The 26,990-nt window shown below is 72.0% G+C and carries 24 protein-coding genes; 10 read left to right on the forward strand and 14 right to left on the reverse strand.

The window, feature by feature from the left end; all coding sequences use genetic code 11:
• Positions 1 to 545 precede the first annotated feature (545 nt).
• Positions 546 to 1,019, reverse strand: coding sequence for a hypothetical protein (locus ABD269_RS18270; RefSeq protein WP_344119097.1), 474 nt, complete (start codon positions 1,017 to 1,019; stop codon positions 546 to 548).
• 41 nt (positions 1,020 to 1,060) lie between these two features.
• Entirely contained in the window at positions 1,061 to 1,396 is a 336-nt protein-coding gene (locus tag ABD269_RS18275) for an SH3 domain-containing protein (RefSeq protein WP_301893381.1), read from the reverse strand.
• Positions 1,397 to 1,543: 147 nt separating this feature from the next.
• Here ABD269_RS18275 and ABD269_RS18280 point away from each other — a divergent pair, with 147 nt between their 5' ends.
• Positions 1,544 to 3,787, forward strand: a complete 2,244-nt coding sequence (locus ABD269_RS18280) for a protein kinase domain-containing protein (protein WP_344119099.1) — start codon at positions 1,544 to 1,546, stop codon at positions 3,785 to 3,787.
• 229 nt (positions 3,788 to 4,016) lie between these two features.
• Here ABD269_RS18280 and ilvD read toward each other — a convergent pair whose 3' ends face one another.
• The 4 genes from ilvD to ABD269_RS18300 form a co-directional block, all read right to left on the reverse strand.
• The gene (gene ilvD, locus ABD269_RS18285; RefSeq protein WP_344119101.1) at positions 4,017 to 5,867 is read right to left on the reverse strand and encodes a dihydroxy-acid dehydratase; all 1,851 of its coding nucleotides are present in this window, start codon (positions 5,865 to 5,867) and stop codon (positions 4,017 to 4,019) included.
• Between the two features lie 155 nt (positions 5,868 to 6,022).
• Positions 6,023 to 6,655, reverse strand: coding sequence for a TetR/AcrR family transcriptional regulator (locus ABD269_RS18290; protein WP_344119103.1), 633 nt, complete (start codon positions 6,653 to 6,655; stop codon positions 6,023 to 6,025).
• On the reverse strand, positions 6,652 to 7,476 hold the full coding sequence (locus ABD269_RS18295) for a sugar phosphate isomerase/epimerase family protein (RefSeq protein ID WP_301893386.1): 825 nt from the start codon (positions 7,474 to 7,476) through the stop codon (positions 6,652 to 6,654). Before ABD269_RS18295 ends, ABD269_RS18290 begins: the two co-directional genes overlap by 4 nt.
• Before the next feature lie 99 nt (positions 7,477 to 7,575).
• Complete coding sequence (locus tag ABD269_RS18300; RefSeq protein ID WP_301893387.1) at positions 7,576 to 8,508, reverse strand: Ppx/GppA family phosphatase; 933 nt, start codon at positions 8,506 to 8,508, stop codon at positions 7,576 to 7,578.
• 45 nt (positions 8,509 to 8,553) lie between these two features.
• Between ABD269_RS18300 and ABD269_RS18305 the strand changes: the two genes are divergently transcribed.
• Positions 8,554 to 9,402 carry a DUF3109 family protein gene (locus tag ABD269_RS18305; RefSeq protein WP_425572916.1) on the forward strand — a complete coding sequence of 283 codons (849 nt, stop codon included), beginning with the start codon at positions 8,554 to 8,556 and terminating at the stop codon, positions 9,400 to 9,402.
• Between the two features lie 17 nt (positions 9,403 to 9,419).
• Here the strand turns inward: ABD269_RS18305 and ABD269_RS18310 are convergent, their stop codons facing one another.
• Positions 9,420 to 11,018 (reverse strand): BACON domain-containing protein, encoded by a 1,599-nt coding sequence (locus tag ABD269_RS18310; protein WP_344119106.1) that lies wholly within the window; start codon positions 11,016 to 11,018, stop codon positions 9,420 to 9,422.
• Between the two features lie 170 nt (positions 11,019 to 11,188).
• Here ABD269_RS18310 and radA point away from each other — a divergent pair, with 170 nt between their 5' ends.
• Both radA and disA read left to right on the forward strand, forming a co-directional pair.
• A complete protein-coding gene (gene radA / locus ABD269_RS18315; protein WP_344119108.1) occupies positions 11,189 to 12,622 on the forward strand; it encodes a DNA repair protein RadA in 1,434 nt (477 codons plus the stop codon).
• Between the two features lie 129 nt (positions 12,623 to 12,751).
• Positions 12,752 to 13,876 (forward strand): DNA integrity scanning diadenylate cyclase DisA, encoded by a 1,125-nt coding sequence (disA, locus tag ABD269_RS18320; RefSeq protein ID WP_116213224.1) that lies wholly within the window; start codon positions 12,752 to 12,754, stop codon positions 13,874 to 13,876.
• A gap of 112 nt (positions 13,877 to 13,988) precedes the next feature.
• Here the strand turns inward: disA and ABD269_RS18325 are convergent, their stop codons facing one another.
• On the reverse strand, positions 13,989 to 14,819 hold the full coding sequence (locus ABD269_RS18325) for a hypothetical protein (RefSeq protein ID WP_344119111.1): 831 nt from the start codon (positions 14,817 to 14,819) through the stop codon (positions 13,989 to 13,991).
• A gap of 184 nt (positions 14,820 to 15,003) precedes the next feature.
• On the opposite strand from ABD269_RS18325, the gene ABD269_RS18330 reads away from it, so the two are divergent.
• Positions 15,004 to 15,585, forward strand: coding sequence for a phosphatase PAP2 family protein (locus ABD269_RS18330; RefSeq protein WP_344119113.1), 582 nt, complete (start codon positions 15,004 to 15,006; stop codon positions 15,583 to 15,585).
• A gap of 7 nt (positions 15,586 to 15,592) precedes the next feature.
• Here ABD269_RS18330 and ABD269_RS18335 read toward each other — a convergent pair whose 3' ends face one another.
• From ABD269_RS18335 to ABD269_RS18350, 4 genes are all read right to left on the reverse strand, one after another.
• The gene (locus ABD269_RS18335) at positions 15,593 to 16,075 is read right to left on the reverse strand and encodes a pyridoxamine 5'-phosphate oxidase family protein (protein WP_344119115.1); all 483 of its coding nucleotides are present in this window, start codon (positions 16,073 to 16,075) and stop codon (positions 15,593 to 15,595) included.
• A gap of 19 nt (positions 16,076 to 16,094) precedes the next feature.
• A complete protein-coding gene (locus tag ABD269_RS18340) occupies positions 16,095 to 16,718 on the reverse strand; it encodes a response regulator (RefSeq protein ID WP_301894384.1) in 624 nt (207 codons plus the stop codon).
• 41 nt (positions 16,719 to 16,759) lie between these two features.
• Positions 16,760 to 18,418: a sensor histidine kinase gene (locus ABD269_RS18345; RefSeq protein WP_344119117.1), complete on the reverse strand. Its 1,659-nt coding sequence runs from the start codon at positions 18,416 to 18,418 to the stop codon at positions 16,760 to 16,762.
• A 66-nt stretch (positions 18,419 to 18,484) separates the two neighbouring features.
• Positions 18,485 to 19,381: an HhH-GPD family protein gene (locus tag ABD269_RS18350; RefSeq protein WP_344119119.1), complete on the reverse strand. Its 897-nt coding sequence runs from the start codon at positions 19,379 to 19,381 to the stop codon at positions 18,485 to 18,487.
• 233 nt (positions 19,382 to 19,614) lie between these two features.
• On the opposite strand from ABD269_RS18350, the gene ABD269_RS18355 reads away from it, so the two are divergent.
• From ABD269_RS18355 to cseC, 4 genes are read left to right on the forward strand one after another with little or no spacing between them, the layout of a single operon-like run.
• Entirely contained in the window at positions 19,615 to 20,166 is a 552-nt protein-coding gene (locus ABD269_RS18355) for a SigE family RNA polymerase sigma factor (protein ID WP_116213218.1), read from the forward strand.
• Positions 20,154 to 20,816, forward strand: coding sequence for a hypothetical protein (locus ABD269_RS18360; RefSeq protein ID WP_344119123.1), 663 nt, complete (start codon positions 20,154 to 20,156; stop codon positions 20,814 to 20,816). The genes ABD269_RS18355 and ABD269_RS18360 overlap by 13 nt, the downstream gene beginning before the upstream one ends.
• Before the next feature lie 7 nt (positions 20,817 to 20,823).
• Positions 20,824 to 21,522, forward strand: coding sequence for a two-component system response regulator CseB (gene cseB / locus ABD269_RS18365; protein WP_301893399.1), 699 nt, complete (start codon positions 20,824 to 20,826; stop codon positions 21,520 to 21,522).
• Between the two features lie 30 nt (positions 21,523 to 21,552).
• Positions 21,553 to 22,854, forward strand: coding sequence for a two-component system sensor histidine kinase CseC (gene cseC / locus ABD269_RS18370; protein ID WP_301893400.1), 1,302 nt, complete (start codon positions 21,553 to 21,555; stop codon positions 22,852 to 22,854).
• A gap of 27 nt (positions 22,855 to 22,881) precedes the next feature.
• Here cseC and ABD269_RS18375 read toward each other — a convergent pair whose 3' ends face one another.
• The gene (locus ABD269_RS18375) at positions 22,882 to 23,616 is read right to left on the reverse strand and encodes a M23 family metallopeptidase (RefSeq protein WP_344119126.1); all 735 of its coding nucleotides are present in this window, start codon (positions 23,614 to 23,616) and stop codon (positions 22,882 to 22,884) included.
• A 341-nt stretch (positions 23,617 to 23,957) separates the two neighbouring features.
• On the opposite strand from ABD269_RS18375, the gene ABD269_RS18380 reads away from it, so the two are divergent.
• Entirely contained in the window at positions 23,958 to 24,311 is a 354-nt protein-coding gene (locus tag ABD269_RS18380) for a trypco2 family protein (RefSeq protein WP_301893402.1), read from the forward strand.
• Positions 24,312 to 24,416: 105 nt separating this feature from the next.
• Here ABD269_RS18380 and ABD269_RS18385 read toward each other — a convergent pair whose 3' ends face one another.
• On the reverse strand, positions 24,417 to 26,942 hold the full coding sequence (locus ABD269_RS18385; RefSeq protein WP_116213210.1) for an ATP-dependent Clp protease ATP-binding subunit: 2,526 nt from the start codon (positions 26,940 to 26,942) through the stop codon (positions 24,417 to 24,419).
• Positions 26,943 to 26,990 lie beyond the last annotated feature (48 nt).

Raw genomic sequence — 26,990 nt, forward strand, 5'->3', positions numbered from 1 at the left:
ACACTCGCGTTGAGCGGCACAGCCAGGCGGAATAAGCCCGGCCATGCACAGCGTCCTCGCTGTGTGCCTTCCCTAAGGAAGGACTTTCAAAGGAACCGCGTCCCGGTCCAAAGAACCGGAGACGGGGTATTTTATAGTCTGGCGTTGACTTTTGGCACGCTGTTGAGTTCTCAAGGAACGGACGCTTCCTTTGTACTCACCCTCTCGGGCTTTCCTCCGGGCGCTTCCCTTCGGTATTTCGTGTTTCCAACCTTACCAGATCCGTTTTCCGTTCCGTTTCCGGTCCGAATTCCGTTTCCGGCCCCCTGTTGGAGCGGGGTTTCTCGCGCCTTCCGGCGTGATCACTACTTTAGCGTATTTCCCCGGCGGCTCCTAATCGGAACCCGGTCCGGAATTCGGCATGCCGAAATCCATCCCGTTCAGGGGTCAAACAAGTAGAGATTGCCACCGATGCGGCGTGAGTGGCTGCCTCGCCGTCCTCGCGGACGCCGTGGCAACTCGAAGAACTCTACACCAGTCCGGCCGGTGCTCCGGCCCGTCCGCCGCTATCGGCGCTTGCCGGGCCTGTTGCGGCGCCGTTCGTAGCGGGCGACGGCCTCCTCGTACTCCTTGCGGCGCAGCTTCTCGCCCGGGGCCTCGGTGAGGGTGCGGAGGGCGTAGGCGAGCAGGGAGCCGATGAAGCCGATCAGCAGCATGCTCTGCATCGAGCGCTCGGCACCCGCGTCCCCCGCGGGGTCCGGCCGGCGGCTGAACCCTTCCCAGGTGCGGCGGAACGCGAGCGCGCTGCACACGGCGAAGGCGACGACCACCAGGATGTTGACGAGGTTGCCGACCTTGGCGATCGTCAGGCCCTCGTAGCCGAAGCGGAGCACCAGGGCGCCGGCCGCCGCCGCGACGAGGGCGCCGAGTCCGGCGCCGACCCGGCGCAGCGCGTAGCCGCCGTCGTGGTCGACCCACGTCGTACCGAAGAACCGGATCGGTTCGGGGCGGGGGCCGGTCGCCTCGTGCTCATCGCTCATGTGCCGATTATCGCCACCGGCCCGCGAAGGGGCCTCGGGCCTCAGGAGCAGCGGACGGCGACGAAGCCGCTGCTGCCCGTCTTCACATAGGCGTCCGACACATACTGGCCCGGCGCGATGCTGTCCCAGATGTCCGTCGTGCCGTACGGGCCGGAGACCGTCTCGCCGCGGGTCTGGCAGCGGATCTGCACCTCCGAGTCCTCCGGGAGGACGCGGACGATCTGGCTGCCGGTGTTCGGGCCGCGGCGGACGTTGACCTGGGTGCCCGGGGCGACCGGGTAGTAGACGGCGCTCGCGGACTGCACCGATACGGACAGTCCGGCACTCTCGTCACGCGTGCCGCTGTCGTTGCTCTCGTTGATCTCGCCGTCGGCCATGTGGCCCTCCCCCGCGCAGTAATGAGGCGTTGCTCGATGACATGCGCAGGCTAGCAAGGCACGGCCATGCCTCCCGGGGTTCCCGGGTGCCATCGATTAGGCTCCGGAAGCCGCCGTACGCGGCCGAATACACACGGGGGTGGGGGAATGCCGCCGCTGCGCACGACCGGGGCGGGCCCGGAAGCGGAGGATCCGGGGTCCGCCGGTCAGTACCGGCTGGAGGGGCGTCTCGGGTCCGGCGGCATGGGCGTCGTCCACCTGGCCCGCTCCCCGTCCGGGCTGCGGCTCGCGGTCAAGGTGGTGCACGCCGAATACGCGGTGGACCCGGAGTTCAGGGCCCGCTTCCGGCAGGAGGTCGCGGCCGCGCGGCGGGTGAGCGGGGCGTTCACCGCGCCGGTCGTGGACGCCGACCCCGATGCGGAGCGGCCCTGGATGGCGACCCTCTACATCCCCGGTCCCACGCTCTCCGAGCGAGTGAAGCGGAACGGCCCTCTCCCGCCCGACGAGGTGCGGCGGCTCGCCGCGGGGCTCGCCGAGGCGCTGCGCGACATTCACCGTGCCGGAGTGGTGCACCGCGATCTCAAGCCGAGCAATGTGCTGCTCGCCGAGGACGGTCCCAAGGTCATCGACTTCGGTATTTCCCGCCCCTGTGACAGTGAGCTGCGCACCGAGACCGGGAAATTGATCGGGACGCCGCCTTTCATGGCTCCGGAGCAGTTCCAGCGGCCGCGTGAAGTGGGTCCGGCGGCGGATGTGTTCGCTCTGGCGTCGCTGTTGGTGCACGCGGCGACGGGGCGGGGGCCGTTCGAATCGGACAGCCCGTACATCGTCGCGTACCAGGTGGTGCACAACGAGCCGGATCTCGCCGGGGTCCCCGGAGATCTCGTCCCGCTGATCCGCGCCTGTCTGGCGAAGGAGCCGGCCGAGCGGCCGACGCCGGACGCGATCATGTCGCGGCTGCCGAGCGTGCCGGACGCGGTGCGGGTGGGCTCCGTCGGCGGTACGGATCACGGCGCGGCCCGTGACGCCGTACCCACACACGTACGCGTTCCCCCGCAGCCCGAGGCGCCGGAGCCGGCCGCGCCGCCTGCCGGCTCCCCCGCGCGGCGGTCCCGGCGTGTGCTGTGGGCCGTTGCCGCCGCGGTCGTGGCCACCGCGCTGGGGGCGGCCGGCTTCTGGGTGCTGGACCGGGCCGACGTGTCGGCCCGGCCGTTGCAGTCGCGGCCGACGGCCGCGGGCGCCGACTGGCAGCCGTGGGAGGCGTCCGTCCCGGTGGACGCGGCGGGGGACGGCAGGGTGCGGGCCGGGTTCTGTACGTACGGGGAGGAGGCGCTCTACTGCTCCGCGCCCGGTGTGCAGGCGGCCCGCATCGACCCCGCGAGCGGCGCGGTCGTCTGGCGGCACCCGGTCGACACCTCCCGCCCCGCGGCGACGGAGCCGGGAGCCCCGCCCGCGCCCGTGGTCTCGGGCGGCCTGGTCCACGTCATAACGCCGGACGGCGACCGGCTCTCCGCGCTCGACCCCGCGAAGGGTGAGCAGCGCTGGGCGCGGGACGTCTCCGCGTACGGCGGGCGGGTCTATCACGCGGGTGACACGCTGCTGCTGGTCGCAAACGACGGGACGGTCACGGCCGTCGACGGTGCCTCGGGCAAGGAGCGCTGGAGCCACAGGCTGCCGGGAAACGCCAAGCCGGTCTTCTCCTCCTTCGCGGACTCCGACGCCGGTTCCTACGCCGATCCCCGCACAGGGGGCGGCCGCGACACCGGTGCGCCCGTCTACGCCGTCTCCCCGGCCGGTGCGGGACAGCACCGTACGCAGCTGCTCGCGCTCGATCCGCTGCGCGGGACGACGCTGTGGCAGCGGACGCTGGACGGCGATCTGACGGCCGTGGGCGTGGGGCCGCGCGGTGCGCTCTATCTGACCGCCGTCGACTCCCGCGACCGCGTCTCCGCCGTCGTCCGCTACTCCCCCGCCGATCAGCGTGAGCACCGGGTCTCCCTGAGCACGCCGCTGAGCGTCACGAGCGCGGCCGCGCGGGGCGACGCGGTCTATCTGTTGTCATCGGACGGCGGGCTGACGGCCGTCGGCGTCGATCCGGACGGGCCGGGCGGGGGCCAGCGCTGGCGGCTCGACACGTCCGTGGCCAACGCTTCGGCGCTCGTCCTCGCGGACGGCAGGCTGTACTTCTCGGCAGCGGACGGGCGGTTGCTGGCCGTCGATACGGGGCGGGGGGCTCTGCTCGGGCAGACGTCGCCGCGGCTGACGCGGGCCGGGCGCGGGTATCTGGATCTGTTGCCCGCGCCGGTGGCGGCGGACGGGAAGGTTTTCGGGGCGGCGCCGGATGGAACGGTGTTCGCGGTCAGCGACCACAACCCTGGCGGGTGGCGATAGGGATCGTCCGGCTGCGCCGGGCGCTTTTTGTTCCCCAGCCCCGCCCCTTCCCGAAACTGGGGCTCCGCCCCAGACCCCGAAGCACGCTTCGCGCGCTGTCCTCAAACGCCGGACGGGCTGGAAAATCCAGCCCGTCCGGCGTTTGAGGACGCGCCCGCAGGGAGCACCTCCCAGCGGTAGCTGGGGGAGCCCCCGCCGCAGGCGGCAACGGAGCTCAGCCCAGCACCCGTCACCCCAAACGGCTGACGTCTCTCACCGCTCCCTTGTCCGCGCTTGTCGCCATCGCCGCGTACGCGCGCAGGGCCGCCGAGACCTGGCGGTCGCGGGACTTCGGGGCGTAGTGGCCGGCGAGGGCTTCGCGGCGGGTGGTCAGTTCGGCTTCGGGGACGAGGAGTTCGATCGAGCGGTGGGGGATGTCGATGCGGATCCGGTCGCCGTCCTCGACCAGGGCGATCGTGCCGCCGGAGGCCGCCTCGGGCGAGGCGTGGCCGATGGAGAGGCCTGAGGTGCCGCCGGAGAAGCGGCCGTCGGTGACCAGGGCGCAGGACTTGCCGAGGCCGCGGCCCTTGAGGAAGGACGTCGGGTAGAGCATCTCCTGCATGCCGGGGCCGCCCCTGGGGCCCTCGTAGCGGATGACGACGACGTCGCCCTCCTTGATCTCCTTGCGGAGGATCTTGTCGACGGCTTCTTCCTGCGACTCGCAGACGACGGCCGGTCCTTCGAACGTCCAGATCGATTCGTCGACGCCCGCAGTTTTCACGACACAACCGTCAACGGCGAGGTTGCCCTTGAGGACGGCCAGTCCGCCGTCCTTGGAGTAGGCGTGCGCGGCGTCGCGGATGCAGCCGCCCGCCGCGTCCGTGTCCAGGGTCTCCCAGCGCTCGGACTGCGAGAAGGCGGTGGCGGAGCGGACGCAGCCGGGGGCGGCGTGCCAGAGTTCGACGGCCTCGGCGGACGGGGAGCCGCCGCGCACGTCCCAGGTCTCCAGCCAGTCCTTGATGGAGGGCGAGTGGACGGTGTGCACGTCCTCGTCGAGCAGGCCCGCGCGGTAGAGCTCGCCGAGGATCGCGGGGATGCCGCCGGCGCGGTGCACGTCCTCCATGTAGTACGTGCCGCCGGGGGCGACGTTGGGGGCGACCTTGGCCAGGCAGGGCACCCGGCGCGAGACCGCGTCGATGTCCTTGAGGTCGTAGTCCAGCCCGGCCTCCTGGGCGGCGGCGAGCAGGTGGAGGATCGTGTTGGTCGATCCGCCCATGGCGATGTCGAGGGCCATGGCGTTGTCGAAGGCGGCGCGGGTGGCGATGTTGCGCGGCAGGACCGAGTCGTCGTCCTGCTCGTAGTAGCGCTTGGTGATCTCGACGACCGTGCGGGCAGCGTTCTCGTACAGCGCCTTGCGGGCGGTGTGGGTGGCGAGGACGGAGCCGTTGCCCGGGAGGGAGAGGCCGATGGCCTCGGTGAGGCAGTTCATGGAGTTCGCGGTGAACATGCCGGAACAGGAGCCGCAGGTCGGGCAGGCGTTCTCCTCGATGCGGAGGACGTCCTCGTCCGACACGTTCTCGTCGACCGCGTCCACGATGGCGTTGATGAGGTCGAGCTTGCGGACCGTGCCGTCGACGAGGGTGGCCTGGCCGGCCTCCATCGGGCCGCCGGAGACGAAGACGACGGGGATGTTGAGGCGCAGCGCGGCCATCAGCATGCCCGGCGTGATCTTGTCGCAGTTGGAGATGCAGATCAGCGCGTCGGCGCAGTGCGCCTCGACCATGTACTCGACGGAGTCGGCGATCAGGTCGCGGGAGGGCAGCGAGTAGAGCATCCCGGCGTGGCCCATCGCGATGCCGTCGTCGACGGCGATGGTGTTGAACTCGCGGGGCACCGCGCCCGCCGCCAGGATCGCCTCGGAGACGATCCGGCCGACCGGCGCGAGGTGGGTGTGGCCGGGGACGAACTCGGTGAAGGAGTTGGCGACCGCGATGATCGGCTTGCCGATGTCCTCGCTCGCTACGCCCGATGCGCGCATCAGGGCGCGGGCGCCCGCCATGTTGCGGCCGTGGGTGACGGTGCGGGACCTCAGCTCGGGCATCCTGCTCCACTCCTCGAAGGGCGTCGGCGCGGTGTCTGGCGTCTTCGTATCGACGTCTTCGCGTCGGCGCGGGTGTCGGCGTCTTCCGAGCCTACGCCGATGATCCAAGATCCGGACAGTGGCTCCGGGATGTGAGACGGGCGTCTCGCGTGACGTTACGAGGCACCCGAGAGGTGGCGCTGTATGGCCGGTGCCACCTGGGCGATGACCTCTTCCATGTCCGCCGACGCCAGCGGCTCGACCTTGATCACATGGCGCAGCATGGCGATGCCGACCAGGTGGGCGGCGGCGAGCTCGGCGCGCAGCCGGGGGTCCGCGACGTCCAGCTCGTCGGCGATGCGGGCCATCAGCCGGGAGGAGACGAGGTCGCGGAAGACCGCGGCCGCGGTCTCGTTGGCGACCGCGGACCGGACGATCGCGAGCAGCGGCTCGCGGGTGACGGGGTCCTCCCAGAGCCCGAGGAAGAAGCGCGCCATCCGCTCGCCCGCGGTGTCCGGACTGCCCTTGAGGACGACGTCGGGCGCCTGGAGCGCGGGCGCGAAGGCCACCTCGATGGCGGCGGCGAAGATCTGTTCCTTGGGACCGAAGTAGTGGTGGACGAGGGCGGGGTCCACGCCCGCTCCCCGGGCTATGGCGCGGATGGACGCCTTGTCGTAGCCGCGCTCGGCGAACTCCGCGCGGGCCGCGGTGAGGATGCGCTCCCGGGCGCCGGGGCCGCCGCCGAGGTCCGTGCGGGCGGGCCTGCCGCGCTTCCTGGGGGCTCCGTCGCCCGTACGGGGCGCGCTCACGGGTGGCCCACGCCCGTCGGGGAGGCGAGGTGCAGCCGGGTGAAGGCCAGGGCCTCGGCGAGGTCGGCCTCGCGCTCGGCGGCGGACATGGCGCGGCGGGTGTTGACCTCGATCACCACGTGGCCGTCGAAGCCGGTGGTCGCGAGGCGCTCCAGCAGCTCGGCGCAGGGCTGCTTGCCGCGGCCCGGGACGAGGTGCTCGTCCTTGGCGGAGCCGTTGCCGTCGGCGAGGTGGATGTGCGCCAGCCGGTCGCCCATCCGGTCGATCATGTGGATGGCGTCCGTCCGGGCGGTGGCGGTGTGCGAGAGGTCGACGGTGAAGTGGCGGTAGTCGTCCTTGGTGACGTCCCAGTCGGGGGCGTAGGCGAGCATCTCGCGGTCGCGGTAGCGCCAGGGGTACATGTTCTCGACGGCGAAGCGGACATCCGTCTCGTCGGCCATCCGCCAGATCCCCTGGACGAAGTCCCGTGCGTAGCCGCGCTGCCAGCGGAACGGCGGGTGGACGACCACGGTCGTGGCGCCCAGCTTCTCGGCGGCCGCGCGGGCCCGCTGGAGCTTGACCCAGGGGTCGGTCGACCAGACGCGCTGGGTGATCAGCAGGCAGGGCGCGTGGACGGCCAGGATGGGCACCTGGTGGTAGTCGGACAGCCGGCGGAGCGCCTCGATGTCCTGGCTGACCGGGTCGGTCCACACCATGACCTCGACGCCGTCGTAGCCCAGGCGCGCGGCGATCTCGAAGGCCGTCGCCGTCGACTCCGGGTAGACCGAGGCCGTGGACAGCGCGACCTTCGCATCCGGGATGCGCACCACAGGCTCTGTCACGAGGGACAGCGTACGACCGTGTCCCGGACCACGGGCATGGAGGTGCCCGTGCGGCGCACCGGTCGCGGGCCGCACGGTGGGCCGTCCGCGTCCCGCGCGTCACGGAGTCGGCAGGTGGTCCAGCCTCCGGAGGATGACGCCCTCCCGCAGCGCCCAGGGGCAGATCTCCAGTTCCTCGACGCCGAAGAGGTCCATGGCCGCCTCGGCGACGAGCGCGCCCGCGACGAGTTGGGACGCCCGTCCCTCCGACACCCCGGGCAGCCGGGCGCGCTCCGCGGAGGTCATGCCGGCGAGCTTGGGCACCCACTCCTCCAGGGACCGCCGGGTGAGCGCGCGCTGGACGTAGAGGCCGTCGGTGGAGCGGGCGGCCCCGGCGATCCGGGCGAGCTGTTTGAAGGTCTTGGAGGTGCCGACGGTGTGGTCCGGGGTGCCGTGCCGGGCGAAGTCCCCGACGATGCGCGCGATCTGCGCCCGTACGTGCCGCCGCAGGGCCCGTACGTCGGTGGGGTCGGGGGAGTCGCCGGGCAGCCACGCCTTGGTCAGCCGGCCCGCGCCCAGCGGCAGGGAGGCGGCCGCGTCGGGCTCCTCGTCCATGCCGAAGCCGATCTCCAGGGAGCCGCCGCCGATGTCGAGGACGAGGAGCTTTCCGGCCGACCAGCCGAACCAGCGGCGGGCGGCCAGGAAGGTCAGCCGCGCCTCCTCGTCGCCGGTGAGGACGGGCAGGGTGATCCCTGTCTCCTTCTGGACGCGGGCGAGCACGGTGTCGGCGTTGGCCGCCTCGCGCACCGCGGAGGTGGCGAACGGGAGCACCTCTTCCACGCCCTTGTCCTCGGCGGCCTCCAGGGCCTCCTGGACGACGGCGACGAGCCGGTCGATCCCGGCCTCGCTGATCGCCCCCTCGTCGTCGAGGAGCTCCGCGAGGCGCAGCTCGGCCTTGTGGGAGTGCGCGGGCAGGGGGCGGGCACCCGGATGCGCGTCCACCACCAGCAGATGGACCGTATTCGAACCCACATCGAGGACACCGAGTCTCATGGCCTGAACGCTACTGCGGTCGGCCGGTGCGCATAGTCTTGAGGGGTGGCAAAGACGAAGAAGGCGAAGCCTGACAAAACCCTCGACAAGGCAGCCGAGATCTCCCGGGACAAGACCTCGAAGAAGGGCTCCAAGCCCTCCGCGAAGGTCTCCGACGAGGTCGGGCTCGACTTTGCCCGCGCCTGGGTCGAATTCCCCGATCCGGCCGACGACGAACAGGTCTTCCGCTGCGACCTGACCTGGCTCACCTCCCGGTGGAGCTGCATCTTCGGCAGCGGCTGCCAGGGCATCCAGGCCGGGCGCGCCGACGACGGCTGCTGCACGCTGGGGGCGCACTTCTCGGACGAGGAGGACGAGCAGCGGGTCGCCGGGCACGTGGCGCGGCTGACGCCGGAGATGTGGCAGTTCCACGAGGTCGGCACGTCGACCGGCTGGACCCAGGTCGACGAGGACGGCGACCGGCAGACGCGCCGCTGGGAGGGCTCCTGCATCTTCCAGAACCGGCCGGGCTTCGCGGGCGGCGCCGGCTGCTCGCTGCACATCCTGGCCCTCAAGGAGGGCCGCGAGCCGCTGGAGACCAAGCCGGACGTCTGCTGGCAGCTGCCGGTGCGGCGCACGTACGACTGGATCGACCGGCCGGACGACACGCGGGTGCTCCAGGTCTCGATCGGCGAGTACGACCGCCGCGGCTGGGGCCCCGGCGGCCACGACCTGCACTGGTGGTGCACGTCGGCGACGTCCGCGCACGGCGCGGGTGACCCGGTGTACGTGACGTACGCGCCGGAGCTGAAGGAACTGATGGGCAAGAAGGCGTACGCGCGGCTGGTGGAGCTCTGCGAGGAGCGGGTGGCTTCGCTCCTGCCGCTCGCTCCGCATCCCGCGGACAAGCGCTGACGGCTGTCTGAGCCCGATCAGCCCGCCGGGGTGGGCGGAGGAGGCGTCGGCTGCGGGGTGGTCGCGGGCGGCGTCGGCCGGGGCGTCGGTATCGGCGCCGGGCCCTGTCCCTCGATCGTCACCACCGAACCGCCGGGCGCCACGGCCACCCGCGCGCTCCAGTGCCCGGCCGGTTCGTTTGCCGCGTCGACCTCGACGACGACGGTGATGGACTGGCCCGGCCGCAGCACCCCGCCGGTGCGGCTCAGCCGCAGCCAGGGCGCGTCGGTGCTCATCGACCAGACGACCGGCTCCCCGCCGCTCGCCGTGAGGGTGATGAGGGTGGCGTTGCCGCTCGGCCGCGCGGCGATGGTCAGCCGTCCGGGACCGGGCGCGGGCGTCGGTGGCGGCCCCGGCAGGGGTACGGCGCTGCCGGTGGGCGAGGGCGGCACCCCGCCGAGCTGCTCCTCGGGTACGGGCACGGGTCTGCCGTCCGGCCCGATCACCGAGACCGAGACCCCGGGCGGGCGGTCTCCGGGCGCCGAGCGCGTGCCGATCCGCTTGTGGGCCGCGTCGTCGGCCTCCCCGCGCGGGTATTCGGCCGGGCCGCCGGCCTCCTCTGCGGTGACGGACGTGGGGCTCTGTCCCTCCCCCGTCGACGGCGCGCCGCGGTAGGCGGCCCACAGGGCGAGCACGGGGGCGGCGACGACGGTGGCGACGACCGTGGTCGTGATGGCGCGGCTGCGGAGCCGGCTGCGGCGCGCCACGCGGTCCTTGGGGTCGACGGGGAAGCCCCGGCGGTCGAAGCGCGGGGTGAGGTGCGCGGACCCCCGCTGCGTACGCGCGCTCACGGCGGCCAGCATGGCGGTGTGCGCCGCGGCCCGGGGGGCCTCGATGACGGGCAGCGCGGCCGATGACGCGGAGGTGCCGGGCCAGGGTTCGCCCGCGGTGGCCCGCTCGGCGGTGCGGCGGCAGTCGGCGCAGTCGTCGACGTGCCGGACCAGTTCGCGCCGCAGCGCGGTGCCCAGCAGCACCCGGGTGTCGCCCGCGAACCGTGCCACGACCGGACAGCGGCCCGACTCCACGACGGCCAGCGCGGTCCGGGTGCGCTCGACCTCGCAGGCGGCGCTGGACAACAGGGCGCGCGCCGCGTCGGCCTCCAGGCGGAGCACGGCCGCGACCTCGTGCGCGGAGAGGCCGTGGCGGACGGCCAGTTCGAGCGCTTCCCGCTGCTCGGCGGTGGTCCCGGCGGCCTCGGGCCAGGCGAGCCGGGCGAGCTCCGTGCGGCGGTGCTCGGCGGGCTCCCCGGACGCGCCGCCCGGTTCGGCGAGCCGGCGCAGACAGGCCCAGCGGGCGAGGGCGTAGAGCCAGGAGCGGCGCACGTCGTCACCGGCGGGGGCGCGGTCTGCGCGCCGCTCGGCGATCGCGAGGACCTCGCCGAGCGCGGCGGTCGCGCTGTCGTGCTCGCACAGCACGGACAGGCAGTACGTGAACAGGCCGTCGAGGTGGGGGTCGTACTGAAGAGGCGGCCGCTGAACGAGCGTTTCCTGGTCCGTACGGGCCGCGCGCGGCGCTCCGCGGCCTGCGCGGTGCGCGCCGGTGGCGTGCGTGGGGTGCTCGGGCCTCCTGGTCATCATCCCGGCGACGGTAGGCGCGTGGCGGGCCCTCGTCCTCGCTGCCGGCACAGGATTAACCCATTCGGGTGAGCTTCTCCCTCAAAAGGGGACGCCTCGTTGTCGCGGGGCGCCCCGTGGGCGGCAACGGACCCGTACCCGGGATGTCAGTGCCCACCGATACGGTGACCCACATGGCCACCCGCACCGCTCGATCCGCCAAGGACCGCCCCTCCTACAAATGCAAGGAATGCGGCTGGACCACCGCCAAGTGGCTCGGCCGCTGCCCCGAGTGCCAGGCGTGGGGCACCGTGGAGGAGCTCGGCGTGCCCGCGGTGCGGACGACCGCGCCCGGCCGGGTGACCTCGGCCGCGCTGCCGATCGCGCAGGTGGACGGCCGCCAGGCCACCGCCCGGAGCACGGGCGTCGACGAGCTGGACCGCGTCCTCGGCGGCGGCCTCGTGCCCGGTGCCGTCGTGCTGCTCGCGGGCGAGCCCGGCGTCGGCAAGTCGACCCTCCTGCTGGACGTGGCGGCCAAGGCCGCCTCCGAGGAGCACCGCACCCTCTATGTGACCGGTGAGGAGTCCGCGAGCCAGGTGCGGCTGCGCGCCGACCGGATCGGTGCGCTCTCCGACCACCTCTATCTGGCCGCCGAGACCGATCTGTCCGCCGTCCTCGGGCATCTCGACACCGTGAAGCCCTCGCTCCTGATCATGGACTCCGTCCAGACGGTGGCCTCACCGGAGATCGACGGCGCGCCGGGCGGCATGGCGCAGGTGCGCGAGGTGGCGGGCGCGCTGATCCGCGCGTCGAAGGAGCGCGGGATGTCCACGCTGCTGGTCGGCCACGTCACCAAGGACGGCGCGATCGCCGGGCCCCGGCTGCTGGAGCACCTGGTGGACGTGGTGCTGAGCTTCGAGGGCGACCGGCACGCCCGGCTGCGCCTGGTGCGCGGGGTGAAGAACCGCTACGGCGCGACCGACGAGGTCGGCTGCTTCGAGCTGCACGACGAGGGCATCACCGGCCTCGCGGACCCCAGCGGGCTGTTCCTGACCCGGCGCGCCGAGCCCGTGCCCGGCACATGTCTGACGGTGACGCTGGAGGGCCGCCGCCCGCTGGTCGCCGAGGTCCAGGCGCTGACGGTCGACTCGCAGATCCCCTCGCCCCGCCGCACGACGTCCGGTCTGGAGACCTCGCGGGTGTCGATGATGCTGGCCGTGCTGGAGCAGCGCGGGCGCATCAGCGCCCTCGGCAAGCGGGACATCTACAGCGCCACGGTGGGCGGGGTGAAGCTCTCCGAGCCGGCCGCCGACCTCGCCGTCGCGCTCGCGCTGGCCAGCGCGGCCAGCGACACCCCGCTGCCGAAGAACCTGGTGGCCATCGGCGAGGTGGGGCTGGCCGGCGAGGTCCGTCGCGTCACGGGAGTGCAGCGGCGGCTGGCCGAGGCGTACCGGCTGGGATTCACGCACGCGCTGGTGCCGGGCGACCCCGGCAAGATCCCGAGCGGGATGCGGGTGCTGGAGGTCGCGGACATAGGCGAGGCGCTTCGAGTGCTGCCCAAGCGGGTACCCCGGGAGAACCGGCGCAAAGCCGGGGCGGACGCCTCGTCGGAAGAGAGCCCTGTCTGAACCGGAGGAGAGCCCTCTTTAATAGGCTGGGCGCCGGAATACGCCAGTAGACTTTGCCCTGGTCTCGCCCGTACGTACGGACGGCAGGGCGGCCTGCGGCACCGTTGACCTTGCGACCGGAGGAGTGCAGTGGCAGCCAACGACCGGGCATCGGGCCCCGGCAAGGCCGGGGGATCCTCCGGTGCCGACGGTCTGATGCGCGCCTCGCTGAGCGCCGTCGCGCCCGGCACGGCCTTGCGCGACGGCCTTGAGCGCATTCTTCGCGGCAACACCGGCGGCCTGATCGTCCTGGGCATGGACAAGACCGTCGAGTCGATGTGTACGGGCGGTTTCGTCCTCGATGTGGAGTTCACGGCCACCCGGCTGCGCGAGCTCTGCAAGCTGGACGGCGCGCTGATCCTCGACAAGGACATCACCAAGATCGTGCGGGCGGGCGTCCAGCTCCTGCCGGACGCCTCCATCCCCACCGAGGAGACCGGCACCCGCCACCGCACCGCGCAGCGCGTCTCCATCCAGTGCGGCTTCCCCGTGGTCTCGGTCAGCCAGTCCATGCGGCTGATCGCGCTGTACGTGGGCGGGGAGCGGCGCGTGCTGGAGGAGTCCGGCGCGATCCTCTCCCGCGCCAACCAGGCGCTGGCCACCCTGGAGCGCTACAAGCTCCGTCTGGACGAGGTCGCCGGCACGCTCTCCGCCCTGGAGATCGAGGATCTGGTGACCGTCCGGGACGTCACCGCGGTCTCCCAGCGGCTGGAGATGGTCCGCCGGATCGCCACGGAGATCGCGGAGTACGTGGTCGAGCTGGGCACCGACGGCCGTCTCCTCTCCCTCCAGCTGGACGAGTTGATCGCCGGCGTCGAGCCGGAGCGCGACCTGGTCGTGCGCGACTACGTCCCCGAGCCGACCGCCAAGCGCACGCGTACGGTCCCCGAGGCACTGTCCGAGCTGGACTCCCTCACCCACGCCGAGCTCCTCGAACTGCCCATCGTGGCCCGCGCGCTGGGCTACAGCGGCTCGCCCGAGACGCTGGACTCGGCGGTCTCCCCGCGCGGCTACCGCCTGCTGGCGAAGGTGCCGAGGCTGCCGGGGGCGATCATCGAGCGGCTGGTCGACCACTTCGGCGGGCTCCAGAAGCTGCTCGCCGCGAGCGTCGACGATCTGCAGACCGTCGACGGCGTGGGCGAGGCCCGCGCCCGCTCGGTGCGCGAGGGGCTCTCGCGCCTGGCTGAGTCCTCGATCCTTGAGCGGTACGTCTGACGCGGCCGTGGGGCACCCGGGATCAGTTCACTCTGCCCCGGGGCTCCGCCCCGGACCCCGGTCCTCAATCGCCGGACGGGCTTGATTCTCCCGTCCGCGATCCGCCCGATGTCTAGCCCTTGTCGAGTGTGAACTCGAACTTCTCGGTGACCCCGGCCACCTTGACCTCCACCCGGTACGCACCCGCGCCAGCCGAGGAAGCGCCGGACGGCGTCGCACAGAGCGGAGCACTCCGCTTGCGGTCCCACTCCAGCGTCCGCTTCGTCTCGCCCGAGCCGGGCAGCTCGATCAGCACGGCGCCCTTGCCCCGGGGGCAGTCGTCGGAGGACCAGACGTGGTCGTCGCCACCGGCTTCGGTGATCTTCAGGAAAGCGGCCGTCGACCCGAAGTCGACCTTGCACGCCGAGCCGCCGGAGTTCTTCACCACGATCTCGAACTTCGGCTTCTCACCGGGCCCGTAGGAGTCCTTGACGCTGCGCACCGCCAGGCTCACGGATCCTGACGTGCAGTCGGGCAGCGAGGAGCTCGCCGGGACGGCCTTGCCGTCGCCCGTGCCCAGGGCCCCGTTGCCGCCACCGGAGCCACCGGAACCGCCGGTTCCGGAGCCGCCCGTGCCGCCGCCGGAACCTCCGGAGCCGCTGACGTCGCCGTGGTCGTTCGCGACGCCACCGCTGCCGCCCGCGCCCGAGTCGCCCCGGCCGCCCGGCCGTTGGCTGTAATACGTGCCCGACGGAACCGGGCCGGGCGTGATGGTCGTGTCCGACGGGCCCTTTCCGTCCGAGGAGCCCTTGCTCTGGTCCTTGCCGGAGCCCCCGTCACCCCCGAGGGTGAGCATCCACAGCCCCAGCAGTACGAGAAGGCCGAGCAGGCCAAGCGCAACTGCCCTCCGCCGCCAATAGATGGAGGAGGGAAGCGGCCCGATCGGATTGCGCAGTGATCCCACGCGAAGACTCTACGAGAGATCGGGCAGGGCACCAGCCAATACCCGCCGGGCGGGTGCTTACTTTTCCCATCATCTGCCCGCGTGACGAGGGCATTCCGTTGTCGATACCTGACGAAAGTCAGATGCGCCGCATGCCGATCGCCCGATGTGGTGCGGGGGTGACATTCCGTACGCTCCATTGATCATGGACGACGATCTCTACCGTGACATCACCGATTACGCGCACTCCACCCCGGGCTGGGTGCACACCCTCGCGGAAGTCGGCACCCAGGCCGGACTGTTGCTGCTGATGGCCGTGGCCGTCGTGGTCTGGTGGCTGGCCCGGCGGCGCGGCGCGCGCGAGGTCGCGCTCACGCTCCTGGTGCCGGTCGGCACGGCCGTGGCGTACGGGATCAGCGAGATCGTGAAGGCCCTGGTCGACGAGGTGCGGCCGTGCCGTGCGGTGGCGCACGCGGTCACCTCGATCGCCGCGTGCCCGGCGCGGACCGACTACTCGTTCCCCAGCAACCACGCCACGCTGGCCGCCGCCCTCGCGACCGGCATCATCCTGGCGCGCCCCGTCGCGGCGTGGCTGGTGGTGCCCATGGCGCTGCTGGTGGCGTTCTCCCGCGTCTTCCTCGGCGTGCACTACCCGCACGACGTGGCCGCGGGCCTGCTGCTCGGGGCCATCGTCGCGCTGCTGGCGGCCCGGCTGCTCGTACGCCCCGGCACCCGGCTGGTGGAGCGGTGGAGCGGCGGCCGGTGGAGCGTACTCGTCAAGGCATGACGGCGGTTCACACGATGGGGTGGTGAGTCCACTCCGTCTTGTGCCCGAAGCCCTGGCCGTTGTCGACAAGCCTCAGCCATTCGGGGCGCAGCTCCCACAGATCGGTGCGCTCCATCGCCTGCCGGAGCTTCTCGTTCCGGTCCACGTAGGGGTGGCGCGTGCCGTACGTACGCCACCCGGCCTCACGGTCCGGGCCCTCCAGGCGGCGGCACACGCCCCGGCCTTGAAGGCCCGTCAGGGCGGTCCACACCTGGCCGTCGCGCTGCACGGTGAAGGCGACGGGCCCCCCGTCGAGGAGAGCGCGTCCGTGGCGGGTGGTGACCGAGGTGACGAAGAGGAGAGCGGGGCCGCCGTCGGCGGTCTCCCCTCTCGCGTAGAGGACGGCGCACGCCTGTGGGCCGTCCTCGTCGGCGTAGGCCAGGGTCATGGTCGTGTGCGCGTCGAGGGCCGCCCGGATCTCGCCCGGGGGCCGTTGCTCCGTCTCGCTCATGATCCCCATTCCACCCCGGTCAGTCGCCGGTGACCAGTCCGGCCTCGTACGCGATGATCGCGGCCTGCACCCGGTTGCCGACCTCCAGCCGGTCGAGGACCGCGCTCACATAGCCCTTGACCGTGCCCTCCACGAGGTGCAGCCGCCGGGCGATCCCGGCGTTGGAGAGCCCCTCCCCCAGCAGGGCGAGCACCTCGCGCTCGCGGGCCGTCAGCCCGGCGGTGCGGGCGCGCGCGGCGGTGCCGCGCGTCATCCGCTCGCCGCCCAGCTCGGCGATGACGTGCCGGGCGACCTTGGGGGAGAGATAGGCGCCGCCGTCGGCCACCGCGCGCACGCCGGCCATCAGCTCGTACGGGTCGCCGGACTTGAGGAGGAAGCCGGTGGCGCCGCCGCCGAGGGCGCGGGAGATGTAGGCGTCCTCGGAGAAGGTGGTGAGGATGGCGACGGCCGTGCCGGGTGTGGTGCGGCGGATCTCCTCGCACGCGGCGAGGCCGTCCAGCCGGGGCATCCGGATGTCCAGCAGGGCGACGTCGGGGCGGTGCGCCTGCGCCGCCTCCACCGCCTCCCGGCCGTCGGCCGCCTCGGCGACCACCTCGATGCCCGGGTCCGCACTGAGAATGGCCCGCACGCCCGCCCGGATCATCGCCTCGTCGTCCGCGAGCAGCACCCTGATGGCCTCGCCTGTCACCGCACCCACTCCTTCTCCTCCTGTTCCACGACCTCGGCCGTGCCGACCCGCGGGATGCGGCTCTTCGCCACCAGCCGGCCGTCCTGGAAGCAGAGCCGGAAGTGGTCGACGCTGACGAAGAGCTCGCCGCTGGCCCGGTAGTAGCGGCACTGCGCCCCGGCGGGCGGCGGTGCGACGGTCCGCTTGACCGGCGGGTCGGCGACGCGCCGGTCGGGCAGTACGGGCGCGACCGCGTCGTACGGCGCGCCGACGCGCAGCGCGGCGTAGTCGGCGGGCTTCAGCACGGAGTGCGCCTTGATGTAGGCGTACCACCCGAAGGCGGCCGCGACGAAAACGGCGGCGCAGCCTCCGACGACGGCGAACGGCACGACGATGCGCCGCCGTGACACGCGCCGCGCACGGGCGAAGGCGTCGAGGTCCCCGGCCGCCGAGGCGGCGGTGAGGGCCTCGGCCTCGCCGGTGTGCCGTGGTTCCGCCTCCCCGGCGGGCGCGGGAGGCGTGTGGGGCAGGTGTGCCGAGACGCGGAAGCCGCCGTCGTACGGGCCGGCGGAGAAGGTGCCGCCGGCCAGCGCGGCGCGTTCGCGCAGCCCGAGCAGTCCGGTGCCGGAGCCGCCGGAGGCGGAGGGGTGCGCGGTGGGTGCCGGTCCGTTGACGACGGTGACGGCCGTCCCGTCCGCGCCGTGCTCGACGGTCACGGTGACGTCCGCGCCGGGGGCGTGCTTGGCGGCGTTCGTCAGGGCTTCCTGTACGACGCGGTGGGCGGCGCGCTCGATCATGACGGGGACGGCGGGGGTGCCCGTCCGGGGAGCGGGGTGCAGACGCACGCTCATCCCCGAGGCCGCAGCCCGCTGCACCAGGGCCGGAATGGTTTCGTCCGCCGGGGTCAGCGGGGGCACCGGTGCCGCCTGGGTCGTCGTGGGGTCGCGGAGGATGCCGATGATGTCGCGGAGGCGGTCGGTCGCGTCCGCCGCCGCCCCGCGCAGGTCCGCGGCGGCCGCGCGCTGTTCCGCGTCGAGGCCCGGCGCCACCTGGAGGGCGCCCGCACGCAGCGCGATCAGGCTCAGCTCGTGGCCCAGGGAGTCGTGCATGTCCTGGGCGATGCGGGCGCGCTCGCGCAGCCGGGCGCGGTCGGCGACGATCACCTGCTCGCGCTCCAGCTGCGCCGCGCGGCTCCACCCGGCCGCGACCAGCTCGCGGTCCTGGCGGCGGTAGCGGCCGATCAGCCAGGGGAAGACCGCCCCGAACAGCAGCGTGCCGGTCAGGACCAGCCATTCGATGACGGGGTCGAAGCCCCGTCCCACGACCAGCAGCGTGCCCGCCGCGGCGGTCGCCGCGAACGCGTACAGCGCCGGGCGGGCCCCGGCCGAGCGGCGGCCGAGCAGAAAGGCGAGGACGGCGAGCGCGGGCCCGTACGAGAGCGTGAAGAGCGACGGCGAGGTCGCGAGGCCCAGCCCCGCGGCCAGCAGCACCCCGAGCACCGGACGCGTACGGGACGCCACGACGGCGACGGCGAGGACGGCGGCGCCGCCCAGCGACTGCCACCAGGGCCGCGGCGTGTTCAGCCCGAGCCAGGCCGCGGCGAAACCGGGCGCCACCAGCGCCACCCAGAGCAGGGTGTCCGGAAGCACCGTGGTCAGGGCGGGTCTACGGCTCACCGCTCGAACGTACCGGTGCGGAGGTCCCGCGCGCCCCTGCCGAAAGTCACATGCTCCGGGGGCGCGCTACGTGAGCGGCAGCCGGTACAGGCCGTCGGGCAGCGGTTCCACCAGGCCGTCCGCGACCAGGCCGTCGAGCGCGCGGGCCCGCTGGACCGGCTCGTCCCAGACCGCGTCCAGGGTCCGCTGCGGTACGGGCTCCAGGGCCTCGCGGAGAACGGCCAGGAGCTTGCCCCGGACCTGGCGGTCCGTGCCCGCGTAGGTCTGGCCGCGGCGCGGCGGGCCGTCGTGCGCAGGCGAGCCGGCCGCCCGCCAGGCACACCGGGCGGCGATCGGGCAACGGGCGCAGTCGGGGGTGCGTGCCGTGCAGACGAGCGCCCCCAGCTCCATCGTCGCCGCCGCCCAGCGCGCGGCCACCGGCTCGCTGTGCGGCAGCAGCTCGCGGGCCAGCTTCCGCTCGGCGGCGGTGGTGGCGTTCGGCGGGTACTGCGCGCCGCTCACGGCGCGCGCGAAGACCCGGCGGACGTTGGTGTCCAGGACCGCGTGCCGCTGCCCGTACGCGAACGAGGCGACCGCCGCCGCGGTGTACTCGCCGACGCCCGGCAGCGCCAGCAGCTCGGCGTGGTCGCTCGGCACCTCGCCGCCGTGCAGCTCGGTGATCGCCGAGGCCGCGGCGTGCAGCCGCAGCGCGCGCCGCGGGTAGCCGAGCCGGCCCCAGGCCCGTACGGCCTCGCCGGGCGGCTCCGCCGCGAGGTCGGCGGGGCGCGGCCAGCGGGCGAGCCACTGCTCGTACACCGGCAGCACCCGGCTGACCGGCGTCTGCTGGAGCATGAACTCGCTGACCATCACGCCCCAGGGGCCCGCTTCCGGGCGGCGCCAGGGCAGGTCGCGGGCGTGCGTCTCGAACCACGCGATCACGGGGGTGTGGAGGGACGCGTCGGCGGGTGTGGGTGCGGCAGTCATCACCACGATCCTGGCACGGCCGGGCGTCACAGCAACAAAGCAAAGGCGCACAGCCCCCTTTGCGCCCCATTTCTTCGGCTTTCCCTCATCGCTGTTACACAACCTATGGACAGCTGTGCACCAGCCGCAGGGCTGCTGCACATCGCGCCGCAACAGCTCCTCCGTAGCGTCCTACTCGTGCTGGAGGACCACCAGCGTGACGCGGGGAATGCAAGCGGAATGGAGGCTGCAAGATGGCCAGCAGCGGCAGCAAGGTTCTGGACTTCGAAGAGTACGTGCGCAACCGTCAGGACGCCCTCCTGCGCAGCGCCCGCCGTCTCGTTCCGGACCCCATCGACGCGCAGGACCTCCTCCAGACCGCCCTGGTGCGTACGTACGGCCGCTGGGAAGGCATAGCGGACAAGTCGCTTGCCGACGCCTACCTCCGCCGTGTCATGATCAACACTCGTACGGAGTGGTGGCGCGCCCGCAAGCTCGACGAGGTGCCCACCGAGCAGCTCCCCGACGCCTGCGTCGAGGACGGCACCGAGCAGCACGCCGACCGCGCCCTGCTGATGGACATCCTCGGAGTCCTGGCCCCCAAGCAGCGCAGCGTCGTCGTGTTGCGACACTGGGAGCAGATGAGCACCGAGGAGACCGCGGAGGCGCTCGGCATGTCGACCGGCACGGTCAAGAGCACGCTGCACCGGGCGCTGGCCCGGCTCCGTCAGGAGCTGGAGAGCCGTGACCTGGACTTCCACGCCCTTGAGCGCAACGAGCGGGGGCAGGAACGGTGCGCAGCCTGAAAAAGGCGGCTCCCACCAAGCCGGCACTGATCACCGGCGGCACGGTCGCAGCACTGGCCGCAGCCGCCGGTCTTCTGCTTGCCGGATGCGAGGCGGGCAGTGAGGGCGTGCGCAAGGAGGGCACCGCGCAGACCCAGTCCGCGGCGAAGCCCACCCGGATGCCCGCGGCGTCGGCGGTCCCCACCCAGGGGAAGATAGACGCCATAAAGCTGATCAAGAGCGACCCCAAGGTCAGCGATCAGGTCAAGAAGAACCTCAAGCCCTGCGAGAAGAACCAGTACCCCGTCGACGTGATCTACGGGCAGGTCACCGAGGGCTCCCGCAACGACGTGGTCGTCAACGTCCTGACCTGTGGGGATTCCCTGGGGGTCGCTTCGTATGTGTACCGTGCCAAGGGCGACTCGTACGAGAATGTGTTCACGGCCGAGCAGCCGCCCGTCTATGCCGAGATAGACCGCCGCGACCTGCGGGTCACCAAGCAGGTCTACGGCCCTGGCGACGCGGCGTGCTGCGCGTCGGGCGAGGACGTCATGACGTACCACTGGTCGGGGAACGAGTTCCGCGAGGCCAGTCGCACGCACACCGACTTCAGCAAGGTCGGCGGCAACAACGACAAGGGTGAACTCCCGAGCGTGGGAACGGAGGGCTGAGAGCAGCGTGGCCGATACGCATGTGCTCTTCGTCGAGGACGACGACGTCATCCGCGAGGCGACCCAGCTGGCGCTGGAGCGCGACGGCTTCGAGGTGACCGCCGTGCCCGACGGGCTGCTGGGGCTGGAGCGCTTCCGCGCCCGCAGGCCCGACATCGCCCTGCTCGACGTCATGGTGCCGGGGCTGGACGGGGTGAGCCTGTGCCGCCGGATCCGTGACGAGTCGACCGTCCCCGTGATCATGCTGTCGGCGCGCGCGGACTCCATCGACGTCGTGCTGGGCCTGGAGGCCGGGGCCGACGACTATGTGACCAAGCCCTTCGACGGTGCCGTGCTCGTCGCCCGGATACGGGCCGTGCTGCGGCGCTTCGGGCACGCCGGCGGCGGCGGCGCGGCCGACGACCCCGAGCCGCTCGAGGGCGGTGTGCTGCGCTTCGGCGACCTGGAGGTCGACACGGAGGGCATGGAGGTGCGCAAGGCCGGCGAGCCCGTGGCCCTGACCCCGACGGAGATGCGGCTGCTGCTGGAGTTCTCCGCGGCGCCGGGCACCGTGCTCTCCCGCGACCGGCTCCTGGAGCGGGTCTGGGACTACGGCTGGGGCGGCGACACCCGCGTCGTCGACGTCCATGTGCAGCGGCTCAGGGGCAAGATCGGCCAGGACCGCATCGAGACGGTCCGTGGCTTCGGCTACAAACTCAGAGGCTGACCTCCCGATGGTGAACCACCGGGGTCTCCCGTGGTGAAGCTGGCCCTGCGAACCGGTCTTCGCTGGAAGGTCAGCCTCGCCATCGCCGGTGTCAGCGCGCTGGTGGCCGTCGCGCTGAGCCTGGTCGTGCACAACGCGGCGCGGCTGTCCATGCTCGACAACGCCCGTGACGTGATGGACTCGCGGGTCCAGATCGCCCAGGGCTACTACGAGAGCACCCACCGGCTGATGCTCCACGCGAAGCTGGACGACCCGGCGCTCCCCAAGCAGCTCAAGGACGCCGCGGCCGTGGGCCTGCGTGCCACCTATCTCCAGGACTCCGGCGGCAAGGGCACCCCCGAGGTGTGGGCCTCCACCCCGCTGCGGAACGGCAAGATCCTCTCGATCCACACCCGCTTCCAGGACCGCTTCTCGATCCTCGACGCCCTCGACCGGGCGCTGATCATCGGCTCGGTCGCGGTGGTTCTGGGCGGCTGCGCCCTGGGCATCCTCATCGGGGGCCAGCTCTCACGGCGGCTGCGGAAGGCCGCCACCGCCGCCCGCAAGCTCGCCGACGGGGACGCCGAGGTGCGGGTCCGCGACGCCATCGGGGGGCGGGTGCGGGACGAGACCGACGACCTGGCGCGCGCGGTCGACGGCATGGCCGAGGCGCTCCAGCACCGGCTGGAGGCCGAGCGGCGGGTCACCGCGGACATCGCCCACGAGCTGCGCACCCCCGTCACCGGTCTGCTCACCGCCGCCGAACTGCTGCCGCCCGGCCGCCCCACCGAGCTCGTCAGGGACCGCGCCCAGGCCATGCGCACCCTGGTCGAGGACGTCCTGGAGGTCGCCCGGCTGGACGGCTTCGCGGAGCGCGCCGAGATGCAGGACATCCGGCTCGGCGAGTTCGTGCTGCGCAGGGTCCGGATCGCCGAGCCCCAGGCGCAGGTCAAGGTCGTGCGCGACGCCTATGTCTCCACCGACCCGCGCCGGCTGGAGCGCATCCTCGGCAATCTGCTGGCCAATGCCGCCAAGCACGGCAAGGGGCCCTTCGAGGTGACCGTGGAGGGCCGGGTGCTGCGCGTGCGGGACCACGGGCCGGGCTTCCCCGAGGAGCTGCTGAAGGAGGGCCCGAGCCGCTTCCGCACCGGCAGCTCGGACCGCGCGGGCAAGGGCCACGGCCTGGGCCTGACCATCGCCGCGGGCCAGGCACGGGTGCTCGGGGCGCGGCTGACCTTCCGCAACGCGGACCCGGAGGCGGAGGAGGGGCGCGGGGCGATCGCCGTGCTCTGGCTGCCGGAGTCCGCCCCGACGAGCACGGGCAGCTTCCCGATCATCCAGGTGCCGGACTGAGGGCTGCTCCGGGCTCCGGCGGTGACGTCAGAGGTTCTCGCCGTGGGCGCTCAGGAAGGCGCGGGGCTCGACGGCGGTGCCGTAGTCCGGGGTCGTACGGATCTCGAAGTGCAGGTGGGGGCCGGAGGAGTTGCCGGTGGAGCCGGACAGGCCGATCTCCTGGCCGGTCGTGACCGCCTGGCCGACGCGCACCTCGACCTGCGACAGGTGGGCGTACTGCGAGTAGGTGTTGTCGTCGTGCTTGATCACGATGGCGTTGCCGTACGCCGGGCCGTCGCCGCCGCCGTTGGGGCCCGCCTTCACGACCGTGCCGCCGTGCACGGCCTTCACGGACGTGCCGCTGTCGACGACCAGGTCCTGGCCGCTGTGCTTGTTGGCCCACATGTTGCCGGAGATGCCGAAGGGCTGGCCGATCCGGTAGCCGTCGACGGGCGCGACCCAGGCGTCAGCGCGCTTGCGCGAGGCCTCGGCGGCCTTGCGGGCGTCCGCGGCGCGCTTGTCGGCCTCCTGCTTGGCATGGGTCCGGTCGGCCTGCTCCTTGGCGGCGGCCTTCAGCTGGGTCTCGGCCTGCGCGTGCAGCGCGCCGCCCAGCGCCACCACGGACGCGAACGCCGGGACCTGCTCCTGGGCGGTGGAGGTGTCCGCCGCGAGCGCCACACCGGTTCCGAGAGCGAGCGAGGCGCCGAGCCCGGCGGCCAGGACGGCGGCGCGGGAGCGCAGGGCAGACGTGCTCGCATTACGGAAAGTGGTGTGCTTCGACATGAAGAAATACCTCCAGGCATGAATGGGTCCCGGTTGCGGACCGGGATCGCCATACCTTGGTAACCCGCAATTTCCGGTCCGCCAAGGGCGCCCTCTACTAGCGGATTTCGTATCCGTCGCGAAGGCATTTGGTCCCTACCCCCGGGCCTCTCCGGGCAAAATCACGCTTTTGTGGTGCCTGGCCGACCGCTAATGCGGGTAGTAGCCGGAATTCGCCCTGTGCGGCTTGTCACCGCCCCGGGACTTTCGGCCTTCGCCGTTCCGGGACCAAGGCCCGCGTCCCGGCGGTACGCTCTCGGACGGCAGCTGACGACGGGCCGCACACGCCGGGGGGCACCGCGATGGGCAGGGATCCGCACCACTCCGAGATCGAGGGCATCGAGCTGGCGGACGCCGTCCAGGCGGTCCGCGACGGCCTCACCACGGCCGCGGCGCGCGGCGCGGGCCAGGACGTCGTGTTCGACGTCGGACCGATCGCCATGGAATTCAGCGTGGAGATCCGCAGGGACCTCCAGGGCTCGGGCGGCGTGAAGGCCTGGGTCGTCAGCCTGGACACGGAGGCGTCCCGGGGTTCGACGCGCACCCACCGGGTCTCTTTCACGCTCACGCCGAAGGACGCCCGTACGGGCGGGAGCCTGCGCGTGGGCAACGAGCGCCCGGGCGGCCTGTCCCGGTTCGGCCCCGCGGGGCCATGACCGTCAATTCCGGTAATTGAAATTCACCGGAAGAGCTGAAAAAGGGTGGGCCCCGGAACCGTACGGTTCCGGGGCCCACCCTTTTTCAGCTGTGCCCAGGGCGCCTTATGCGTCCTTGGAGAGGTTCGGGCCCGCGCCACCTGCCGCGGACTCGATCGGCGGGGTGTCCGGCAGAGCCGACTTCTCCTCGCCGCGGAAGGTGAACTTCTTCTCCTCACCCTCGCCCTCGGTGCCGACGACCACGATGTGGCCGGGGCGGAGCTCACCGAAGAGGATCTTCTCCGAGAGGATGTCCTCGATCTCGCGCTGGATCGTGCGGCGCAGCGGGCGGGCGCCCAGGATCGGGTCGTAGCCCTTCTTCGCCAGCAGCGACTTGGCCTCCGAGCTGAGCTCGATGCCCATGTCGCGGTCCTTGAGCCGCTCATCCACCTTGGCGACCATGAGGTCGACGATCTGGATGATGTCTTCCTCGGTGAGCTGGTGGAAGACGACCGTGTCGTCGACGCGGTTGAGGAACTCGGGCCGGAAGTGCTGCTTCAGCTCTTCGTTGACCTTCGCCTTCATCCGCTCGTACCCGGTCTTGACATCGCCCTGGGCGGCGAAGCCCAGGTTGAAGCCCTTGGAGATGTCCCGGGTACCAAGGTTGGTCGTCATGATGATGACGGTGTTCTTGAAATCGACCACGCGGCCCTGGGAGTCGGTCAGGCGACCGTCCTCCAGGATCTGGAGCAGCGAGTTGAAGATATCCGGGTGGGCCTTCTCGACCTCGTCGAAGAGAACCACGGAGAACGGCTTGCGGCGCACCTTCTCGGTGAGCTGGCCGCCCTCTTCGTAACCGACATATCCGGGCGGGGATCCGAAGAGCCGGGAGACGGTGTGCTTCTCGCTGAACTCCGACATGTCGAGGGAGATCAGCGCGTCCTCGTCACCGAAGAGGAATTCGGCGAGCGTCTTGGACAGCTCCGTCTTACCGACACCGGACGGACCCGCGAAGATGAACGAGCCGCCGGGGCGCTTCGGGTCCTTGAGGCCCGCACGCGTGCGCCGGATGGCCTGGGAGAGCGCCTTGATGGCGTCCTTCTGGCCGATGACGCGCTTGTGCAGCTCGTCCTCCATGCGCAGCAGGCGGGAGGACTCCTCCTCCGTGAGCTTGAAGACCGGGATACCGGTGGCCGTGGCCAGGACCTCGGCGATCAGCTCGTCGTCGACCTCGGCGACGACGTCCATGTCGCCGGCCTTCCACTCCTTCTCCCGCTTGGTCTTCGCGGCGAGGAGCTGCTTCTCCTTGTCACGCAGGGAGGCGGCCTTCTCGAAGTCCTGCGAGTCGATCGCGGACTCCTTGTCCCGGCGGACGTCGGCGATCTTCTCGTCGAACTCGCGGAGGTCCGGCGGCGCGGTCATCCGGCGGATGCGCATCCGGGATCCGGCCTCGTCGATCAGGTCGATCGCCTTGTCCGGCAGGAAGCGGTCGGAGATGTAGCGGTCGGCCAGCTGGGCCGCGGCCACCAGGGCGGAGTCGGTGATGGAGACGCGGTGATGCGCCTCGTACCGGTCGCGCAGACCCTTGAGGATCTCGATGGTGTGCGGCAGCGACGGCTCCGCGACCTGGATGGGCTGGAAGCGGCGCTCGAGGGCGGCGTCCTTCTCCAGGTGCTTGCGGTACTCGTCGAGCGTGGTGGCGCCGATGGTCTGGAGCTCACCGCGGGCCAGCATCGGCTTGAGGATGCTGGCGGCGTCGATCGCGCCCTCGGCGGCGCCCGCACCCACGAGGGTGTGGAGCTCGTCGATGAACAGGATGATGTCGCCGCGGGTGCGGATCTCCTTGAGGACCTTCTTCAGGCGCTCCTCGAAGTCACCGCGGTAGCGGGAGCCGGCGACCAGGGCGCCGAGGTCGAGGGTGTAGAGGTGCTTGTCCTTGAGGGTCTCGGGCACCTCGCCCTTGACGATGGCCTGGGCCAGGCCCTCGACGACCGCCGTCTTGCCGACGCCGGGCTCGCCGATGAGCACCGGGTTGTTCTTCGTACGGCGGGAGAGCACCTGCATGACCCGCTCGATCTCCTTCTCGCGCCCGATGACCGGGTCGAGCTTGGATTCGCGCGCCGCCTGCGTCAGGTTGCGGCCGAACTGGTCCAGGACGAGCGAGGTCGAGGGCGTGCCCTCGGCCGGGCCGCCGGCGGTGGCGGCCTCCTTGCCCTGGTAGCCGGAGAGCAGCTGGATGACCTGCTGCCGGACCCGGTTCAGATCGGCGCCCAGCTTGACCAGGACCTGGGCGGCGACGCCCTCGCCCTCGCGGATCAGGCCGAGCAGGATGTGCTCCGTACCGATGTAGTTGTGGCCGAGCTGAAGGGCCTCGCGGAGCGACAGCTCCAGGACCTTCTTGGCACGGGGAGTGAAGGGGATGTGCCCGGACGGGGCCTGCTGCCCCTGCCCGATGATCTCCTCCACCTGCTGGCGGACCGCCTCGAGCGAAATCCCGAGGCTCTCCAGGGCCTTAGCGGCGACACCCTCACCCTCATGGATCAGGCCCAGGAGGATGTGCTCGGTGCCGATGTAGTTGTGGTTGAGCATCCGGGCTTCTTCCTGAGCCAGGACGACAACCCGCCGCGCGCGGTCGGTGAACCTCTCGAACATCGTTAATCGCTCCTCAGAGCGGTCAGGCAGTTAGGGGTCGGTCCCCTC

Origin of the sequence: Streptomyces blastmyceticus, from assembly GCF_039521185.1 — a bacterium.
Lineage (GTDB): Bacteria > Actinomycetota > Actinomycetes > Streptomycetales > Streptomycetaceae > Streptomyces > Streptomyces blastmyceticus.

Excerpts from the sequence above, each read along its gene's own strand:
- ABD269_RS18270 (WP_344119097.1), bottom strand. The coding sequence starts at position 1,019 with ATGAGCGATGAGCACGAGGCGACCGGCCCCCGCCCCGAACCGATCCGG.
- ABD269_RS18275 (WP_301893381.1), bottom strand. The coding sequence starts at position 1,396 with ATGGCCGACGGCGAGATCAACGAGAGCAACGACAGCGGCACGCGTGAC.
- ABD269_RS18280 (WP_344119099.1), top strand. The coding sequence starts at position 1,544 with ATGCCGCCGCTGCGCACGACCGGGGCGGGCCCGGAAGCGGAGGATCCG.
- ilvD (WP_344119101.1), bottom strand. The coding sequence starts at position 5,867 with ATGCCCGAGCTGAGGTCCCGCACCGTCACCCACGGCCGCAACATGGCG.
- ABD269_RS18300 (WP_301893387.1), bottom strand. The coding sequence starts at position 8,508 with ATGAGACTCGGTGTCCTCGATGTGGGTTCGAATACGGTCCATCTGCTG.
- ABD269_RS18310 (WP_344119106.1), bottom strand. The coding sequence starts at position 11,018 with ATGATGACCAGGAGGCCCGAGCACCCCACGCACGCCACCGGCGCGCAC.
- radA (WP_344119108.1), top strand. The coding sequence starts at position 11,189 with ATGGCCACCCGCACCGCTCGATCCGCCAAGGACCGCCCCTCCTACAAA.
- ABD269_RS18330 (WP_344119113.1), top strand. The coding sequence starts at position 15,004 with ATGGACGACGATCTCTACCGTGACATCACCGATTACGCGCACTCCACC.
- ABD269_RS18335 (WP_344119115.1), bottom strand. The coding sequence starts at position 16,075 with ATGAGCGAGACGGAGCAACGGCCCCCGGGCGAGATCCGGGCGGCCCTC.
- ABD269_RS18340 (WP_301894384.1), bottom strand. The coding sequence starts at position 16,718 with ATGATCCGGGCGGGCGTGCGGGCCATTCTCAGTGCGGACCCGGGCATC.
- ABD269_RS18350 (WP_344119119.1), bottom strand. The coding sequence starts at position 19,381 with ATGACTGCCGCACCCACACCCGCCGACGCGTCCCTCCACACCCCCGTG.
- ABD269_RS18355 (WP_116213218.1), top strand. The coding sequence starts at position 19,615 with ATGGCCAGCAGCGGCAGCAAGGTTCTGGACTTCGAAGAGTACGTGCGC.
- ABD269_RS18375 (WP_344119126.1), bottom strand. The coding sequence starts at position 23,616 with ATGTCGAAGCACACCACTTTCCGTAATGCGAGCACGTCTGCCCTGCGC.
- ABD269_RS18380 (WP_301893402.1), top strand. The coding sequence starts at position 23,958 with ATGGGCAGGGATCCGCACCACTCCGAGATCGAGGGCATCGAGCTGGCG.
- ABD269_RS18385 (WP_116213210.1), bottom strand. The coding sequence starts at position 26,942 with ATGTTCGAGAGGTTCACCGACCGCGCGCGGCGGGTTGTCGTCCTGGCT.